The organism is Marinobacter santoriniensis NKSG1, from assembly GCF_000347775.1.
GTDB classification, from domain to species: domain Bacteria; phylum Pseudomonadota; class Gammaproteobacteria; order Pseudomonadales; family Oleiphilaceae; genus Marinobacter; species Marinobacter santoriniensis.
The window spans coordinates 32871-48145 of record NZ_APAT01000010.1; the positions used below are offsets into that span (position 1 = coordinate 32871).

Below are 15275 nucleotides of genomic sequence, written 5' to 3' on the forward strand. Positions count from 1 at the left end.
ACTGGCGTTCAGGCGCGGGCGTTCAGGCTGAAGGCGTACATTTGCCCATTGCCGGCTGCCTCGATTTGCTGAGCGCCTGCGGTCTTTCTCAGTGTGTCATACCGGTGAATGACGTCGTGCAACCCGTTGAATTGCTGGTTCTCGCTGACGAGATTGTCCAGTAGCGGGTTGTTGACGCCATAGGCCTGATTCAGTTTGACCGCGTTGTCCATGAACCGGAGTGTGGGCTCCGCGCTGCTCAGCCGGTTGAACGCTTCTTTGAAAGCCGTATTGTTGTTGAGATCCTTCTCGATCTGCTGTCGGATGTTATCCGACATTTTCCCGTCGACTTTCAGCTCACCATGATCCTTCCTGCTCACATTCATCGTGGTTGCCGGGTGCAGGTTGTACTCGGCAAGTTTGTGCCGCAAGGTCTCCCGCACAAAGGCAACATCCTGCCCGACAGTTTGCTTGTAATTGGTCAGCGGCAGTTGCCGGGTTTTCCTGTCCGATGGATTGGCCATCCCGTCTGAAGGGGTAAAACGGTCGTCCCCGGGAGCCCCGGTGGGTTCCGGAGTGACCGGCGCTGCAGGCTGGGCTTTGCTGGCGGATTGCTCCCGCGTTTCCGCAGAGGCACGGCGATTCTCCATTGCCTGTTGGAATTGTGAGCTGGCCTGAATCAGTGATGCTAAAAGGGACATGGATTTCCTCCGCCGGCGGCGTGTCTCGGCGCCGAAAAATAATCACTGAAACGACTGAATGCAGAATCCGGGCCATCTTCTGAGGTTGGTCCGGGATCTGATCTGGATCAGGGAAAGTTTGACGTTTATCTATACAGTTCTGTGCCGAATTGTCGTCAAAGAAGACATGAGTCAACGTTCACATTGCCGAAGCCGGCATCCAGCAGTCGAGTTGCCATGAAAAAACAATATTCCATCCGTTTCCTGCTACTGGCGGCTCTGGCCGCAGCCTTTTCGCTCGTTCTGGTTCTGACGGTCCTCTACAACGCCAGAGCCCAAAGCGATCATCTTGAGGAATACACGCACCGTTATGTCGACGGGCTCGCCAAGTCCTATTTCGACGGCCTCAACACCATGATGCTGACCGGTACCATGGCCAACCGGGAGATGCTCCGGCAGAAATTTGCAGCGCCTGAAGACGTTCTGGATGTGCGGGTGATTCGCGGCGACCACGTCAAGCAGGTGTTCGGGAACGGGCTGGCCGAGGAGGAACAGCGCGGAGCGATGGATGAGCGAGCCCTCTCGGGTGAGCGTATCCAGACCTATACGGAAGGCGAGGATGGGCGCGTTTATACCCTGATCGAGCCGGTCATTGCCCGGGAAGACTACCAGGGGGTGAACTGTCTGGGGTGTCATCAGGCCAAAGAGGGCCAGGTATTGGGCGCCATTCGGGTGGACTACTCCATGGCCGACAGTGACGCCCGCCTGCAACAGCAGTTGCTGGCCAGCGGTGGGATTCAGGTGGTGATTTTCGTCACCGTCTTTCTGCTGACCGCATTGGTTCTGGGGCGGCTGGTGTTTGCCCGCCTCCGCCGTCTTCATGACCGGATGGACGAGATCTCACGCAACTCGGATCTGACCATTGAGCTGGATGTGCATCGAAACGATGAAATCGGTTCCGTCTCCCGGGCCTTCAACAGGATGATGGCCAAAATACGGGAAAGCATGAATACCGTTCTGGATAACGCCGAACGCGTGGAGCAGGCCGCCAAGAGCATTTCGGTCAAGGCGGAAACCACGGAAAAGGAAGTCCTGGCGCAACGGGACAACACCGACCAGGTTGCGAGTGCCACCACGGAAATGGCGGCCTCGGCTGTTCAGGTCCGGGAAAACGCGATTCACACGACCCAGAAATCGCTGGCCACGGTCGAGTCAGCCGGAACCGGGGAGACCCTGGCGAGAAATGCCGTCGAAGGCATTGAGGCGTTGAACACAGAGGTCCAGGACGGGGCCCGTCGGATCGAGTTGCTTGACCAGCGTACGAGCCAGATGACCGATATGCTCAAGGTAATCTCTGATATTGCCGATCAGACCAACCTTTTGGCCCTGAATGCGGCGATAGAAGCGGCACGGGCAGGAGAGCAGGGGCGTGGATTTGCCGTCGTCGCCGACGAGGTGCGCGGGCTGGCTGCAAGGACCCAGGATTCCACCGGCGATATTCGCAACACCATCGAGGGCCTGAAAGCGGAAGTGGTCGATTGTGTGGGCACCATGCGCCATGCCTCGGAACTCGCTGGCCAGCAGGTGGACGCTATCCTGAGCGTGGAAACGGAGCTTCAGGAGATTGCGTCAGCCGTCCGGGAAATTACCGGTCTGAACGAGGAAATGGAGAGCGCTGCGAATGAGCAGAGCCAGGTCTCTGAATCCATCAATCAAAACGTGATCGAGATCAGTCGGTCGAGTGAGCAAACGTCGGGCGATGCTCAGGAAACGGCGCGGATTGCCGGCGATCTTCTGGCCATGGCGGAAAGCCTGCGTCGTACCATCGAACAGTTTCGTCTCAACCAGTCCCGATAGCAGCGGTTGGCACCGGGGTTGAGGGATCAGCCCCGGTGGTCCGAAACAAAAGGATTGCTTTTGCGCTCCTGGCCGAACGTCGACATGGGGCCGTGCCCCGGAATGAAGGCCACTGCATCGCCAAGCGGGAACAGCTTTTCCCGGATGGACCGCACCAGTGTGTTGTAGTCCCCCTTCGGAAAATCCGTCCGACCGATTGATCCCTGGAACAGAACGTCGCCAACGAGCGCCAGTCCGGATGCCTGATGGAAAAACACCACATGGCCCGGCGTGTGGCCGGGGCAGTGCAGGACTTCCAGGGTTTCTTCACCGACAGTCACTGTGTCACCGTCCTCCAGCCAGTGATCGGGTGTGAACACCTCCGACGCAGGAAAGCCGAACATCTGTGCCTGCTGGGGCAGTCCCTGGATCCAGAAATTATCGTCGCGATGCGGTCCCTCGATCGGCAGTGACAGCGCTTTGGCCAGCTCGGCGGTGCCTCCGGCATGATCAATGTGCGCGTGGGTCAGAAGGATCTTCTCGACGGTCACACCTTCCTCTGCAATGGCGGACCGGATTCGATCCAGGTCACCGCCGGGATCCACCACTGCGGCTTTGCCCGTGGCGTCGCACCAGATGAGGGAACAGTTCTGTTGGAAAGGCGTGACAGGAATGATTCTGTACTTCAGGGACATACCTTTTCTCGAACGGAGTGGGTCAGGGGTATCGGGTTATCATACCAACAATGGTAAGGTTCCGGGCTGACTCATGATAGAGGGTAGGTAATGACGATGACAGCCCTGGATACGCTGCAGATCGATACCGGTGATCATCCGGAGATAACGGTAATCTGGCTTCACGGGCTGGGTGCCAGCGGCCACGATTTCGAGCCTGTGGTTCCCGAGTTGGCCTTTGGTAAAGGCCGGCCGGTCCGGTTTATCTTTCCCCACGCGCCGGATATGCCGGTCACGGTGAACGGTGGCATGGTGATGCCGGCCTGGTACGACATCCTCGCCATGGACATTGATCGCAAGGTCGACGAACCCCAGCTCAAGGTTTCTGCCCGGGCAGTCGCCAGGCTGATCGAGCAGGAGCGGGATCGTGGCGTCGCCAGCGAGAATATTATTATTGGCGGGTTTTCCCAGGGTGGGGCGGTCGCCTACGAGCTGGCGCTGAGCTATCCCGAACGGCTTGGTGGACTCTTCGCATTGTCGACCTACTACGCCACCGCAGAGACCATCGAACTATCCGAGCCCAACCGGGAACTGCCGGTATTCATCGGCCATGGTCGTTTCGATCCGATCGTTCCGGAATCGCTTGGCCAGGCGGCAAAAACGCAACTCGAGAGCCAGGGATTCCAGCCCGAATTTCATTCCTATGGCATGGACCACAGTCTGTGTCTGGAAGAAATCCGGGATCTGGACTCGTTTCTCGAGCGGTGCCGTGAACAATAGCCACCTGGCCGTTGTCTGATTGCCGGCTCCGGACAATCAGCGCTCCGGCTCATAGGTGACGACGAACGCGCCCCTGAGTTCCCCCTCGGAGAAACCGGTGGCCTGGTCGTTCGGATAGAGTTCCGCCAACTTCGCCTTTACGCCCGGATCAATGGATTTGCCATGACATCCGAGGCAGAGCTTCTGAGTGGGAATGGCGCTCATATACTGAAAGGCGGGTTGTCCGGTTGCATCCGATACCTGCCAGGTTTCGACTGGCTTGCCATTTTTTACCGGCTGTCGGTCCATGGCCTGCAGTTGCAGCCGCTGCCATTCAGTTGGCGTGTTTCCGGGGTTGCGGACCTTGAGACTGGTGCGGCTGATGGTCCAGGCGCCCTTGCTGTTCGAGGCGGCAATCTCCGGAGCCACGGTATTACATACTCCGATTCCATTCTCTAATCCCCCTTCCTTGATGGCTGCCTGCAGAGCCTGCTTTAAAGATCCTCCGAAGTCCTTGACCATGGTGCGTGCTTCAGCGACCAGGGCTTCCGTGGATGGGCTGTTTTCCTGCGCGATGGCGCCGACGGGAGCTAATGCGAGCAGTAGGGCGGATGCCAATGCGGGCCGGTTCATAGATCACCTCCTGATGAGTCCTGTTTAACCTGTCAGTATAGAGCTCGTAGCCGTTCCGATATTGATTTATCCCGGTGGTGCGACGATCTGTCGCCGCGACAACCGGCAATTGACCAGTCCTATCAAGCTCATCGATTCATTATTCCATAACGAACTATCGTTATTCCATAAAGTATGTTTAAATTGTGGGCAATGATTCATACCCCAAAGGGAGGGCAAGACTGTGCAGACGCCGCTGGTCACCCATTTCTTCGACGAACCGACCAACACGTTCAGCTACGTGGTTCGCGACCCGCAAAGCTCGGCATGCGCCATTATCGATTCAGTGCTGGATTTCGATTATGCAGCGGGCCGAACCGATGTCCGTTCCGCCGACGAGATTGTCCGGCATGTCAGGAATAACGGACTGACCGTTGAATGGATTCTCGAAACTCATGTGCATGCGGATCACCTGTCGGCCGCCCCGTATCTTCAGCAACAGCTGAACGGCCAAACCGGCATTGGCGAAAAAATCGTGGATGTTCAGGAAATCTTCGGAAAGGTCTTTAACGCCGGTACGGACTTTGCCCGGGACGGCAGCCAGTTCGATCGCCTGTTCAAGGAAGGCGATACCTTCCGGATTGGCAAGCTCGAAGGTCGCGTTCTTCACACCCCTGGCCACACCCCGGCGTGTCTGACCTACGTGATTGGGGATGCCGCGTTTGTCGGTGACACGCTCTTCGCTCCGGATTCCGGGACAGCCCGCTGTGATTTTCCGGGAGGCGATGCCCATACTCTCTACCGTTCCGTCCAGAAAGTGCTGGCACTGCCGGGTGACACCCGGATCTTCCTGTGTCACGACTACAAGGGCGCCGGGCGCGACGAATTCCTTCACGAAACAACGGTGGCTGAGCAGCTGGCGAACAATATCCATGTGGGTGAAGGCATGAGCGAAAGCGATTTCGTCAGGCTCAGAACCGAGCGTGATGCCACATTGAACATGCCTCGTCTGATTTTGCCGTCGGTGCAGGTCAACATGAGGGCGGGTGACATGCCGCCGGCAGAGGATAACGGCCAGGTGTACCTGAAAGTCCCGCTCAACCGCTTTTAAGGGGAGTCCGGTAACGCAAGGAGTTCGATAGGAAATGAAGCGGATTGCCAAATTCCTGCCCATTCTGGGTTGGCTGAAAACGTACCGGGGCGACACCTTCGTCAGTGACACTCTGGCTGCGGTCATTGTTACCCTGATGCTCGTGCCCCAGGCACTGGCGTATGCGTTGCTCGCGGGGTTACCTCCGGAGGTTGGACTGTACGCGAGTATGATCCCGCTGGTGGTCTATGCCGTGTTCGGAACCAGTGCAACGCTGGCCGTCGGCCCCGTGGCGGTTGCCTCGTTGATGACGGCTTCCGCACTGGGCGGAATAGCGGCTGCCGGAACGCCGGAGTATGTGGGCGCCGCCCTGGTGCTGGCAACGCTTTCCGGCCTGATCCTTGTTGCCATGGGCCTCCTGCGTCTCGGGTTTATGGCCAACTTTCTGAGCCATCCCGTGATTTCCGGCTTCGTCACGGCATCCGGAATACTGATCGCCGGCAGTCAGATTGGCCATATCCTCGGGATCAAGGGCGGTGGCCACAATCTGATCGAGATGGTTCACGGGCTCTGGCAGCAGCTTGGCGGGATCAATCCAATAACCCTTTTGATTGGCGGTGGGGTTGCGGTGTATCTCTACCTCTGCCGACGCTACCTGAAAAAATGGCTGACAGGCCTGGGGCTTTCAGCGCGTCTGGCAGACCTGAGCGCTAAAGCCGCGCCGGTGTCTGCAGTGATCGTGACGACGCTGGCCGCGTGGCATTTTGACCTCGGAGCGGCCGGGGTAAATCTGGTCGGCGACGTTCCCAAAGGGCTTCCAAGCATCAGCCTGCCGTCCCTTGACCCGGAGATCTGGGCCACGCTGGTGCCGGCGGCTGTGCTGATCAGTCTTGTGGGTTTCGTGGAGTCCGTATCCGTGGCCCAGACCCTGGCAGCCAAAAGGCGCCAGAGAATTGATCCCGACTCTGAGCTGATCGCTTTGGGGCTGGCAAACATGGGTGCTGGAATCAGCGGGGGCTCCCCCGTCTCAGGAGGCTTCTCCCGGTCTGTGGTTAACTTCGAGGCCGGTGCTCAAACTCCCATCGCGGGCGCGCTGACTGCCGTCGGCATTGCACTCGCCACGCTCACGCTGACGGGTTTCCTGGCCTTTCTGCCCAAGGCGACCCTTGCCGCCACGATTATCATTGCGGTGTCCACACTGATTGACTTTGCCGCGATCCGGCGAACGCTGGCCTACTCCAGGGGCGATGCCGCAGCCATGCTTGCGACCATCATCCTGACGCTTGTTCAGGGTGTCGAAGCGGGCATTCTCGTCGGGGTGGGGCTTTCAATCGGCTTGTATCTATATCGCACGAGCCGCCCCCACAGCGCTGTTGTCGGTCGCATTCCCGGTACGGAGCATTTCCGGAACATCCGGCGCCACGACGTGGAGATCGATGAGGAGACCCTGGTACTGCGGGTGGACGAAAGCCTTTACTTTGCCAATGCCCGGTTTCTGGAAGAAACCGTATTGGAACTGGTATCCGAGCATCCCAGGGTCAAAGAGCTGGTTCTCGCCTGTCAGGCGGTGAACGCCATTGATGCTTCGGCGCTCGAAAGCCTTGAGACGATCAACGCACGTCTGAGAGACGCCGGGATTCGTTTGCATCTTGCAGAGGTGAAGGGGCCGGTTATGGATCGGCTCAAGGGAACCGATTTCTGTGCGGAACTGACCGGCCAGATCTTCCTGAGTACCTACGATGCCTGGAAAAACCTGGTAAAGCCCCCAGTCGACAAACCCTGTGAATCGGGGGCTCCGGTTATCTGATTGGGTCAGATAGAGCCGGGGCTACCATGCCAGCCAGATAACGTGGCGGGCGCCCTTGCCAGGACGCAGCGCACGAACGGTCACTGGCTCCACGGAAAACCCGGCGCGGCGAAGCCTCTCGGTAAACGCCTGCTCCGGGCCGGCGGACCAATAGGCCAGGATGCCCTCGGGGCTCAGAGAATTCTGGGCGGCAGCAATACCCTCCGGGGAATAAATCCAGTTATTCTCCTTGCGGGTCAGGCCTTCCGGTCCATTATCCACATCCAGCAGGATGGCATCCCATTGTCCGTCGCCGGTTCTGAGTAGTTCTGCGACATCACCGATATGTACACTCGCCCGGGGATCCTTCAGCGGGTTTCCCGCGGCGGCTCCCAGGGGGCCCCGGTTCCATTCCTCCACTTCGGGAACCAGTTCTGCCACCGTTACCCGGGCCTCTTCACCCAGCGCTGATAACGCTGCGGCCAGAGTAAATCCCATCCCCAGGCCGCCAATCAGGACGCGGGGCGAGGGTAGTCCGGCGATACGTTCACAGGCAAGGGTGGCCAGAGCGTCCTCGGAACCATGAATACGGCTGTTCATAAGCTCTCCGGTGGTGCCGGCGATCTTGATCGAGAATTCATCATTGCGTTGCAAAAGGCGAAGCTGTGTCCCCTTGCCGGGAATCGTTGCGGTGCCGATTTCAGTGAAGCGGGCCATTTGGGTTCCGGATAGATAAACGGATTCGCAGTTTAACCTGCGTGGTTCAGGGAGAACATGTCTGGGGAAGGAAAAGCTGGTACCCCCGGCAGGACTCGAACCTGCTACCTTCCCCTTAGGAGGGGGACGCTCTATCCAGATGAGCTACGGGGGCAAATCTTTGAGAAGGCCGGTATGATAGCGGGCAAGGGCTTGTGGCTCAAGGTGTTGTCTCAGTTGAAAGATCTTCCGGGAGCGGGGTGTGTCTGAAGGGTTCGCGTTAAGCGTGATTGTTCCGGTGTGGAATGAGGCCGATGGCATTACCGCTACGCTGAAGGCTCTGCAGGACATTCGGGCGGCCGGCCATGAGGTTCTGGTGGTGGATGCCGGCAGCCCGGACGGCACGGCCGATCTGGCTCGTCCGCTGTGTGACCGGCTTGTGGTCTCGGAAAAGGGGCGGGCCGCACAGATGAATGCGGGAGCGTCCGAGGCCCGGGGCAATGTTTTTCTCTTCCTTCACGCGGATACCCGTTTGCCGCCCTCGGCACTTGCTGACCTGGACCGGTTTTTCCACAGCCGTCGGTCGTGGGGGCGTTTCGACGTTCGCCTGAGTGGTGGTCGCTTTCTGTTTCGTGTGATCGGCTGGTTCATGAATCGGCGGTCCCGTCTCACCGGAGTCTGTACCGGCGATCAGGCCCTGTTCGTGCGCCGCGCCCTGTTTGAGGATCTCGGCGGGTTTGAACCGATTCCGTTGATGGAGGACGTCGAGTTCTCCAGCCGATTGGCGAGGCGGTCGAGGCCTTTTTGCGTATCGGCACCGGTGGTAACCGACAGCCGGCGATGGGAACATCTGGGGCCATGGCGCACCATTTTTTTGATGTGGCGTCTGCGTTGGCGTTACTGGCGTGGTGAATCGCCGGAGACACTTTCACTGTCCTATAGAACGGATGTCCGAAATGCCCGACACTGAACGCGCCGCTGATGCGGTTTTCCTGCAGTTTGCCAAATGGCCGGAAGCCGGTCGTGTGAAGACCCGCTTGATGCCTGAGCTGGGTGCTGACGGAGCTCTGGACGCTCATAACCGGCTCACGTTGAGTGTGCTGGACAATCTGTGTGCCACCGGCTATCCGGTTCAGTTCTGGTGGGATCGTCTCTGCGAAGGTGACCTTGCGGACGCGGCGACCATTCTGCAGGAGGTTGAGGGCGCGGGACTGGTTCAGAAGACGCAACAGGGGGCGACCCTGGGCGACCGGATGGAGGCGGCCCTGTCCACATCGCTGCAAGCCCATTCGCGGGCGCTTGTGGTGGGCAGCGATTGCCCATCGGTTGATCCGGCCTATGCGCGAAAAGCCGTCGAATGCCTTGCTGGTCATGATGTTGTGCTTGGCCCCTCCGAAGACGGTGGGTACGTCCTGATCGGAGCGGCTCGTGTGGTCGAAGGTATGCTTTCGGGAATTGACTGGGGAACGCCCCGGGTGCTGGCTCAGACCTGTGAGAGGCTGGAAGAAAAGGGGCTCAGCTTTGCGTTGCTGGAGCCCCGATGGGATGTGGATGAGCCTGAGGACTGGCTGCGGTTCCTCAGGCAGGTTCAGTAGAGCGGGCTCAGCTTGCGGGGACCGGCGGCCGGGCGGTGAGTGTGCTCAGCGCCTTATCCCGGTCCAGCCCCTCGCCGCCGGTGACGACTCTCAGTGCCTTCTCTCGCTGGAGCAGGGCCGCACGATAGACCTTCATCAAACCATCCCGGGTTACGTTGCTGACGGCTTGAGCCAGTTTTTGCCGGCTGTCGAAGGTGTCCACGCCCCGATCAATCTCGTGCCAGTAGCGACTGGAAATATCACCAAGCTGGCGGTCCTGTTCAAGGATCTGACTGATGACGGCCTGCTTTTCCTGTTGGAGCCGCTGATCCGAAATGGATGCCAATGTGTCCGAGAAGCGCTGGAAGAAGGCGGTCACCGCCTGGTCAATGTCCGCCGGTGAGGCAGAAGGGGACTGAACCACGAAGCCCAGCGCCGGCGTTTCCAGCATCTCGAAAGGCGTGGCATAGACAATGTAGCCGAGCTGGCGGTTGGTACGGATATCCTCGTAAAAGGGGCTGCTCAGAATCTGGCCCAGTAACCGGTAGCGAGCTCGTTCCTCGAAGCTGGTGTTTCGACCCTGGACGTAGAGCGTATAACCGGTGTCCGGATGATCCACTGAAAGGGAAACGTCGATTTCCTTTTCCGGCAGCTCCCGGATGCGACTGCGGGGCACTGACTGGTGCTCGGATTTTGCCAGCACAATGGCATCAACCTGCTGGGTCAGGTTCAGTGCCGCCGCCCGCGTCAGATTTCCGTGGGCCAGCATTACCGGATCCACACGGCTCAGGAAATTCTGCGCGAACGATTTCAGCTCCGGGAGTGTGACTTCACGTGCCGCTTTCAGCTTCGCTTCCCGGCTCCAGGTTCCTTCGATCAGCGCCGTCTGGATGAAGTCCGAGGTCTGTCTGACCGGACGCTCCTTGGCCTGGTTCAGGAGATTGTCGATCAGGTTCTGACGTGCAATCTGGAATCGCTGTTGAGTCAGCTCGGGATGCGCGACCTGCATCAGGATGCGATTGAGCAGCGTGTGCAGTTTATCGTCATACCCGCCAACCCGGATCGTGATGCCTCGCAGGTGCGAATAAACGCTGTAATCAAGTCCCGCCAACTTCGCGGAATAGGCCCAGGCGTTGAGGTTGTCCTTGATGGCGTCCACCAGCAGGTTGGTCAGCACCGCACTGCGTGCACTGGCCCGAGCCGCAGGCGTGCGCAGGCTGATAAACACGTTCGCCTTGGGCGTTCCGAAACGGGTATCCTTTGCGTACCAGACGTTCATATCCTGGCCGGTTTGCAGGTGTTCGGGCCGATCCATGGTCTTTCCCGGAACCATGGCCAGGTCCTGCGGGATAAACGGATTGGCTGTCGGCAGCTTCAGCTGCGCCGCCAGGTCAGAAGGCCCGCTGGCAAGAATTGTTGCAGGATCAATCGCGGACATTTGCCACTGGGTGTTGTACCAGCGGGTGCTCCTGGGATTGTCGAGCTTGGGATCCGGTTCAAGCTTGAATACCATCACGTTCGATGGCGTCAGGCGATCAAGGATGTCCCGGTATTGATCCGGTGCGTATCGATCCATCAGATAGGGGGCCTGCAGGATGTCACGGGCCGGATAGTGTTGAAGCTGGCTGGCCAATCGCATGGCTTCATGCAGGGGATCACCCTGTTCCCGGAAACGGAAGTCGATACGCGCCAGCTGCTGCATTTCCTTGAAACGGGCTTCGGAGATCCCTTTTTCGCGGATTCGCTGGATGTAGTCGAACACCAGTGGCAGGACATCCTGGCTGCGTTTGAGTCCTTCGGGCGTCAGGGCAATCGAAATATCGAGCGTGGCATTGCTACCGGTGTCCATACCCAGGCCTGCAGAGAGACTTTCCGCCAAACCGGCCCGTTTCAGAACATCGAACAGGCTGCCGGGGCCCTCATGTCCAAGAAGATTGGCCACGTAACTTGCTGGCTTCGTCCGGTAAAGATCCTCTTGGGAGGGGATGGGGAAGCTGAGGGTCAGTCGCCGTACGTCTTTGATCGCATCGACGGTCACTTCCGCCGGGAGAGTGTCCGGCGAGTAAAGCGGCTGATCGTGTTTGGTGCGGCTCAGGTGGCGGTTTTCGATGGCGCTGAAACGAGGCCGGACCATGGCTTCGAGCTTGTCGAGGGACTGGGGCCCGTACACTGCCAAGGTCATCAGGTTGGACGAATAATGGGTTTTCCAGAACCGGACCAGATCCGGCCGGAGTGGGTTGTCTTTTGTGTTTTCGAGGGTGGTCAGGTTGCCCACCGCAAAGTGACTGAAGGCGTGGTCCGGATTGCTGACCGCTTTTTCCACGGAGTAAAGCCGGCGCCCATCGTCTTTCTGCTTGGCACTGAACTCCGAATGGACCGCCTTGCGTTCACGATCGACCAGGTCTGGTGTGAACAAAGGGGCGGCGAACTGCTGAGCGAAACGGTCCAGTGCCTGAGGAAGAAAAGCGGACTGGACATCGAAGAAGTAATTGGTGTTCTGAAACGCCGTGAACGCATTATGATTGCCGCCGTGGCTCTTGATGAACTCCTGATATTCACCGGCCTTTGGGTACTTTTCAGTACCCAGAAACAGCATGTGCTCAAGGAAGTGAGCCAGGCCCTCGCGATCTTTCGGGTCGTCACCACTGCCCACTGCCACGTTCAGGGAGGCAGCGGCCCTGTCTGCTCCCGGATCGGAAATCAGCAAAGCTTTCAGTCCGTTATCAAGCTCAATGTAGCGATACTGGTTGTTGTCATTGGGACTCTTGACGGGCTGTTGCGAGGCCACGGCCTGGGTGGCCAGGAGCAACAGACCGCACAGTACCGAGAACAGTCCGAAGGAACGGGTAGGTAATCTTCCGTTGGTCATGGGGCCTCTTTTTTTGTCTGGTGGACAGAATCAGTGCATCAGTGCGTTTCGCGTAGCCTCGGGTTGCTGGTCCAGCGTTTTGCGGGCGAGTTCGGCGGCCTTGTCGGCATCCAGCTGGCCCGAAGCAATCCGCTCAAGAACCGTCGCCATAATCGCCACGGACTGACGATACTCGGCGAACTCTGCCTGGAAGGCATGGTCGATTGCCTGGTAAACCGCTTCGATTTTCTGTTCCCTCGAGTCTGTATTCTCCGCCGTATCGTTGATGGCTTTGAGGCAGGCTCGGGCGATGGCGATGTATCGTTCGGTGTTTGGATTGTCGTTCTGCATGATTGCGCGTGTAAGACCTTGATGGCTGTGAGGTGGAATGACGCCCGTCAGGGCGAGAAGTTCCTGATTATCGCACTGCATGACGGTTGTTTCATGGTTTTCCGGTAATGTCCGGTGCGAACCGGCAATCCACTTGCGCTGTGCTAGTCTCAGAGAGATGTATCGTTGCCGGGCCTGCGGTGGTGCGGTTCCCATGGCAAAGCTAGAGTAAAAGCTCTATATAAAACAATGGCTTAAAGAGCAAAAGCTCTAAAAAAGTTCGATACATGAACGTTGCAATTAAGTACAATGCCGGCGTTTCCGGAGAAATATTCGACTTTAGTCGTATATGGGGCCGGCATGGATGGACAACAAACAAGCAACAGGCAGGGTGGAAAATCGATGAATTACTTCCTCACAGGTGGAACCGGATTTATTGGGCGTTTTCTGGTGGAGAAGCTGCTGGCGCGCGGTGGCACGATCCACGTTCTGGTGCGTGAACAGAGCCAGGACAAGCTTCAGATGCTGAGAGAACGCTGGGGGGCAGATGACAGCCAGGTCAAGGCCGTGATCGGTGATCTCACCAGTCCGAATCTGGGTATTGATTCCTCGACACTGGAATCACTGAAGGGCGAGATTGATCACTTTTTCCACCTTGCGGCCGTTTATGACATGGGCGCCGATGAGGAAAGCCAGCAGATCGCCAATATTGAAGGTACGCGAGCTGCGGTTCAGGCCGCCGAAGCCATGGGTGCGAAGCACTTTCATCATGTCTCCTCAATTGCGGCGGCCGGTCTTTTCAAAGGTATTTTCCGCGAGGATATGTTCGAGGAAGCCGAGAAGCTGGACCATCCGTACCTGCGAACCAAGCACGAGTCCGAAAAGGTCGTCCGGGAAGAGTGCAAGGTACCTTTCCGCGTCTATCGTCCGGGTATGGTTATCGGGCACTCAAAGACCGGTGAAATGGACAAGGTCGATGGGCCCTATTACTTCTTCAAGATGATCCAGAAGATCCGCCATGCGCTTCCTCAGTGGGTTCCCACCATTGGCATCGAAGGCGGTCGTCTGAATATCGTGCCCGTGGATTTTGTGGTCGATGCCCTTGATCACATCGCGCACCTTGAAGGCGAAGACGGGAACTGTTTCCACCTGGTGGATTCCGACCCCTACAAGGTCGGCGAAATCCTGAACATCTTTTCCGAGGCCGGTCACGCGCCGAAAATGGGGATGCGGATTGATTCCCGCATGTTCGGCTTCATTCCGCCGTTCATCCGTCAGAGCCTGAAGAACCTGCCGCCGGTCAAACGCCTGACCAGCGCGGTACTGGATGACATGGGCATTCCGCCATCGGTGATGTCTTTCATCAATTACCCGACGCGCTTTGATGCCCGGGAAACCGAGCGCGTACTGAAGGACAGCGGGATCGAAGTGCCTCGCCTGCCGGATTACGCGCCGGTGATCTGGGATTACTGGGAGCGCAACCTGGATCCGGACCTGTTCAAGGATCGGACCCTGAGGGGCACCGTTGAAGGTCGTGTCTGCGTGGTCACCGGTGCGACATCAGGCATTGGTCTGGCGACGGCTCAGAAACTGGCGGATGCGGGGGCGATTCTGGTGATTGGTGCGCGCAAGCTCGAGCGGCTCAAGGAAGTGGCAGCGGAGCTGGAGTCCCGGGGTGCCAGTGTTCATGCCTATCCGTGTGATTTCTCGGATATGGAAGCCTGTGATGAGTTTGTCAAAACGGTGCTGGATAACCATGGCCACGTGGATGTATTGGTGAACAATGCCGGGCGTTCCATCCGCCGATCACTGGATCTTTCCTTTGATCGTTTCCACGATTTTGAGCGCACCATGCAGCTGAATTACTTTGGGTCGGTACGCCTGATCATGGGATTTGCGCAGACGATGCTTGATCGTCGCCGCGGCCACGTCGTGAATATTTCGTCCATCGGCGTGCTGACCAACGCGCCTCGGTTCTCGGCATATGTTGCCTCCAAGTCCGCACTGGATGCCTTCAGTCGTTGTGCGGCGGCCGAATGGTCCGATCGGAATGTCACGTTTACCACCATCAATATGCCGCTGGTGAAAACGCCGATGATCGCACCCACCAAGATCTACGACTCGGTGCCGACGCTCACGCCGGACGAAGCCGCTGGAATGGTGGCCGACGCGATCGTCTACCGTCCCAAGCGCATCGCGACCCGTCTGGGTATTTTCGCCCAGGTGCTTCATGCATTGGCGCCGAAGATGGGGGAGATCGTCATGAATACCGGTTACCGGATGTTCCCGGATTCACCGGCCGCCGCCGGCAGCAAGTCCGGCGAGAAGCCGAAAGTGTCCACAGAGCAGGTGGCGTTTGCGGCCATTATGCGCGGCATCTACTGGTAAGGGGATGTTCGCGCCATAAAAAA

Annotated in this window: 13 protein-coding genes and 1 tRNA gene; 7 read left to right on the plus strand and 7 right to left on the minus strand. The window is 58.3% G+C overall.

Annotated features, from left to right (window positions below):
- Positions 1–8: 8 nt before the first annotated feature.
- Positions 9–680 (minus strand): hypothetical protein, encoded by a 672-nt coding sequence (locus MSNKSG1_RS03605; RefSeq protein ID WP_008937884.1) that lies wholly within the window; start codon positions 678–680, stop codon positions 9–11.
- A 216-nt stretch (positions 681–896) separates the two neighbouring features.
- On the opposite strand from MSNKSG1_RS03605, the gene MSNKSG1_RS03610 reads away from it, so the two are divergent.
- Positions 897–2516: a methyl-accepting chemotaxis protein gene (locus MSNKSG1_RS03610; RefSeq protein WP_008937885.1), complete on the plus strand. Its 1620-nt coding sequence runs from the start codon at positions 897–899 to the stop codon at positions 2514–2516.
- Positions 2517–2542: 26 nt separating this feature from the next.
- Here the strand turns inward: MSNKSG1_RS03610 and MSNKSG1_RS03615 are convergent, their stop codons facing one another.
- Entirely contained in the window at positions 2543–3190 is a 648-nt protein-coding gene (locus MSNKSG1_RS03615) for an MBL fold metallo-hydrolase (RefSeq protein ID WP_008937886.1), read from the minus strand.
- 96 nt (positions 3191–3286) lie between these two features.
- On the opposite strand from MSNKSG1_RS03615, the gene MSNKSG1_RS03620 reads away from it, so the two are divergent.
- A complete protein-coding gene (locus tag MSNKSG1_RS03620) occupies positions 3287–3949 on the plus strand; it encodes an alpha/beta hydrolase (protein WP_040886621.1) in 663 nt (220 codons plus the stop codon).
- Positions 3950–3985: 36 nt separating this feature from the next.
- Here MSNKSG1_RS03620 and MSNKSG1_RS03625 read toward each other — a convergent pair whose 3' ends face one another.
- A complete protein-coding gene (locus MSNKSG1_RS03625; RefSeq protein WP_008937888.1) occupies positions 3986–4561 on the minus strand; it encodes a Tll0287-like domain-containing protein in 576 nt (191 codons plus the stop codon).
- Between the two features lie 223 nt (positions 4562–4784).
- Here MSNKSG1_RS03625 and MSNKSG1_RS03630 point away from each other — a divergent pair, with 223 nt between their 5' ends.
- A complete protein-coding gene (locus MSNKSG1_RS03630) occupies positions 4785–5651 on the plus strand; it encodes an MBL fold metallo-hydrolase (RefSeq protein WP_008937889.1) in 867 nt (288 codons plus the stop codon).
- Between the two features lie 34 nt (positions 5652–5685).
- Complete coding sequence (locus MSNKSG1_RS03635) at positions 5686–7437, plus strand: SulP family inorganic anion transporter (RefSeq protein WP_008937890.1); 1752 nt, start codon at positions 5686–5688, stop codon at positions 7435–7437.
- A 21-nt stretch (positions 7438–7458) separates the two neighbouring features.
- On the opposite strand, the gene MSNKSG1_RS03640 is transcribed toward MSNKSG1_RS03635, so the two are convergent.
- Positions 7459–8133, minus strand: coding sequence for a spermidine synthase (locus MSNKSG1_RS03640; RefSeq protein ID WP_008937891.1), 675 nt, complete (start codon positions 8131–8133; stop codon positions 7459–7461).
- Positions 8134–8210: 77 nt separating this feature from the next.
- Positions 8211–8287 (minus strand) — tRNA-Arg (locus tag MSNKSG1_RS03645).
- Between the two features lie 87 nt (positions 8288–8374).
- Here MSNKSG1_RS03645 and MSNKSG1_RS03650 point away from each other — a divergent pair.
- Both MSNKSG1_RS03650 and MSNKSG1_RS03655 read left to right on the plus strand, forming a co-directional pair.
- Entirely contained in the window at positions 8375–9082 is a 708-nt protein-coding gene (locus MSNKSG1_RS03650; RefSeq protein ID WP_008937892.1) for a TIGR04283 family arsenosugar biosynthesis glycosyltransferase, read from the plus strand.
- A complete protein-coding gene (locus MSNKSG1_RS03655; protein WP_008937893.1) occupies positions 9069–9707 on the plus strand; it encodes a TIGR04282 family arsenosugar biosynthesis glycosyltransferase in 639 nt (212 codons plus the stop codon). The genes MSNKSG1_RS03650 and MSNKSG1_RS03655 overlap by 14 nt, the downstream gene beginning before the upstream one ends.
- A 7-nt stretch (positions 9708–9714) precedes the next feature.
- On the opposite strand, the gene MSNKSG1_RS03660 is transcribed toward MSNKSG1_RS03655, so the two are convergent.
- Both MSNKSG1_RS03660 and MSNKSG1_RS19395 read right to left on the minus strand, forming a co-directional pair.
- The gene (locus tag MSNKSG1_RS03660) at positions 9715–12555 is read right to left on the minus strand and encodes an insulinase family protein (RefSeq protein ID WP_008937894.1); all 2841 of its coding nucleotides are present in this window, start codon (positions 12553–12555) and stop codon (positions 9715–9717) included.
- Between the two features lie 30 nt (positions 12556–12585).
- Entirely contained in the window at positions 12586–13080 is a 495-nt protein-coding gene (locus MSNKSG1_RS19395) for a hypothetical protein (protein WP_227497947.1), read from the minus strand.
- 186 nt (positions 13081–13266) lie between these two features.
- On the opposite strand from MSNKSG1_RS19395, the gene MSNKSG1_RS03670 reads away from it, so the two are divergent.
- The gene (locus MSNKSG1_RS03670; protein WP_008937896.1) at positions 13267–15252 is read left to right on the plus strand and encodes an SDR family oxidoreductase; all 1986 of its coding nucleotides are present in this window, start codon (positions 13267–13269) and stop codon (positions 15250–15252) included.
- Positions 15253–15275 lie beyond the last annotated feature (23 nt).

Coding starts and splice junctions, on each gene's coding strand:
- MSNKSG1_RS03635 (WP_008937890.1), top strand. CDS start 5,686: ATGAAGCGGATTGCCAAATTCCTGCCCATTCTGGGTTGGCTGAAAACG.
- MSNKSG1_RS03620 (WP_040886621.1), top strand. CDS start 3,287: ATGACAGCCCTGGATACGCTGCAGATCGATACCGGTGATCATCCGGAG.
- MSNKSG1_RS03625 (WP_008937888.1), bottom strand. CDS start 4,561: ATGAACCGGCCCGCATTGGCATCCGCCCTACTGCTCGCATTAGCTCCC.
- MSNKSG1_RS03610 (WP_008937885.1), top strand. CDS start 897: ATGAAAAAACAATATTCCATCCGTTTCCTGCTACTGGCGGCTCTGGCC.
- MSNKSG1_RS03655 (WP_008937893.1), top strand. CDS start 9,069: ATGCCCGACACTGAACGCGCCGCTGATGCGGTTTTCCTGCAGTTTGCC.
- MSNKSG1_RS19395 (WP_227497947.1), bottom strand. CDS start 13,080: ATGGGAACCGCACCACCGCAGGCCCGGCAACGATACATCTCTCTGAGA.
- MSNKSG1_RS03615 (WP_008937886.1), bottom strand. CDS start 3,190: ATGTCCCTGAAGTACAGAATCATTCCTGTCACGCCTTTCCAACAGAAC.
- MSNKSG1_RS03660 (WP_008937894.1), bottom strand. CDS start 12,555: ATGACCAACGGAAGATTACCTACCCGTTCCTTCGGACTGTTCTCGGTA.
- MSNKSG1_RS03670 (WP_008937896.1), top strand. CDS start 13,267: ATGAATTACTTCCTCACAGGTGGAACCGGATTTATTGGGCGTTTTCTG.
- MSNKSG1_RS03640 (WP_008937891.1), bottom strand. CDS start 8,133: ATGGCCCGCTTCACTGAAATCGGCACCGCAACGATTCCCGGCAAGGGG.
- MSNKSG1_RS03605 (WP_008937884.1), bottom strand. CDS start 680: ATGTCCCTTTTAGCATCACTGATTCAGGCCAGCTCACAATTCCAACAG.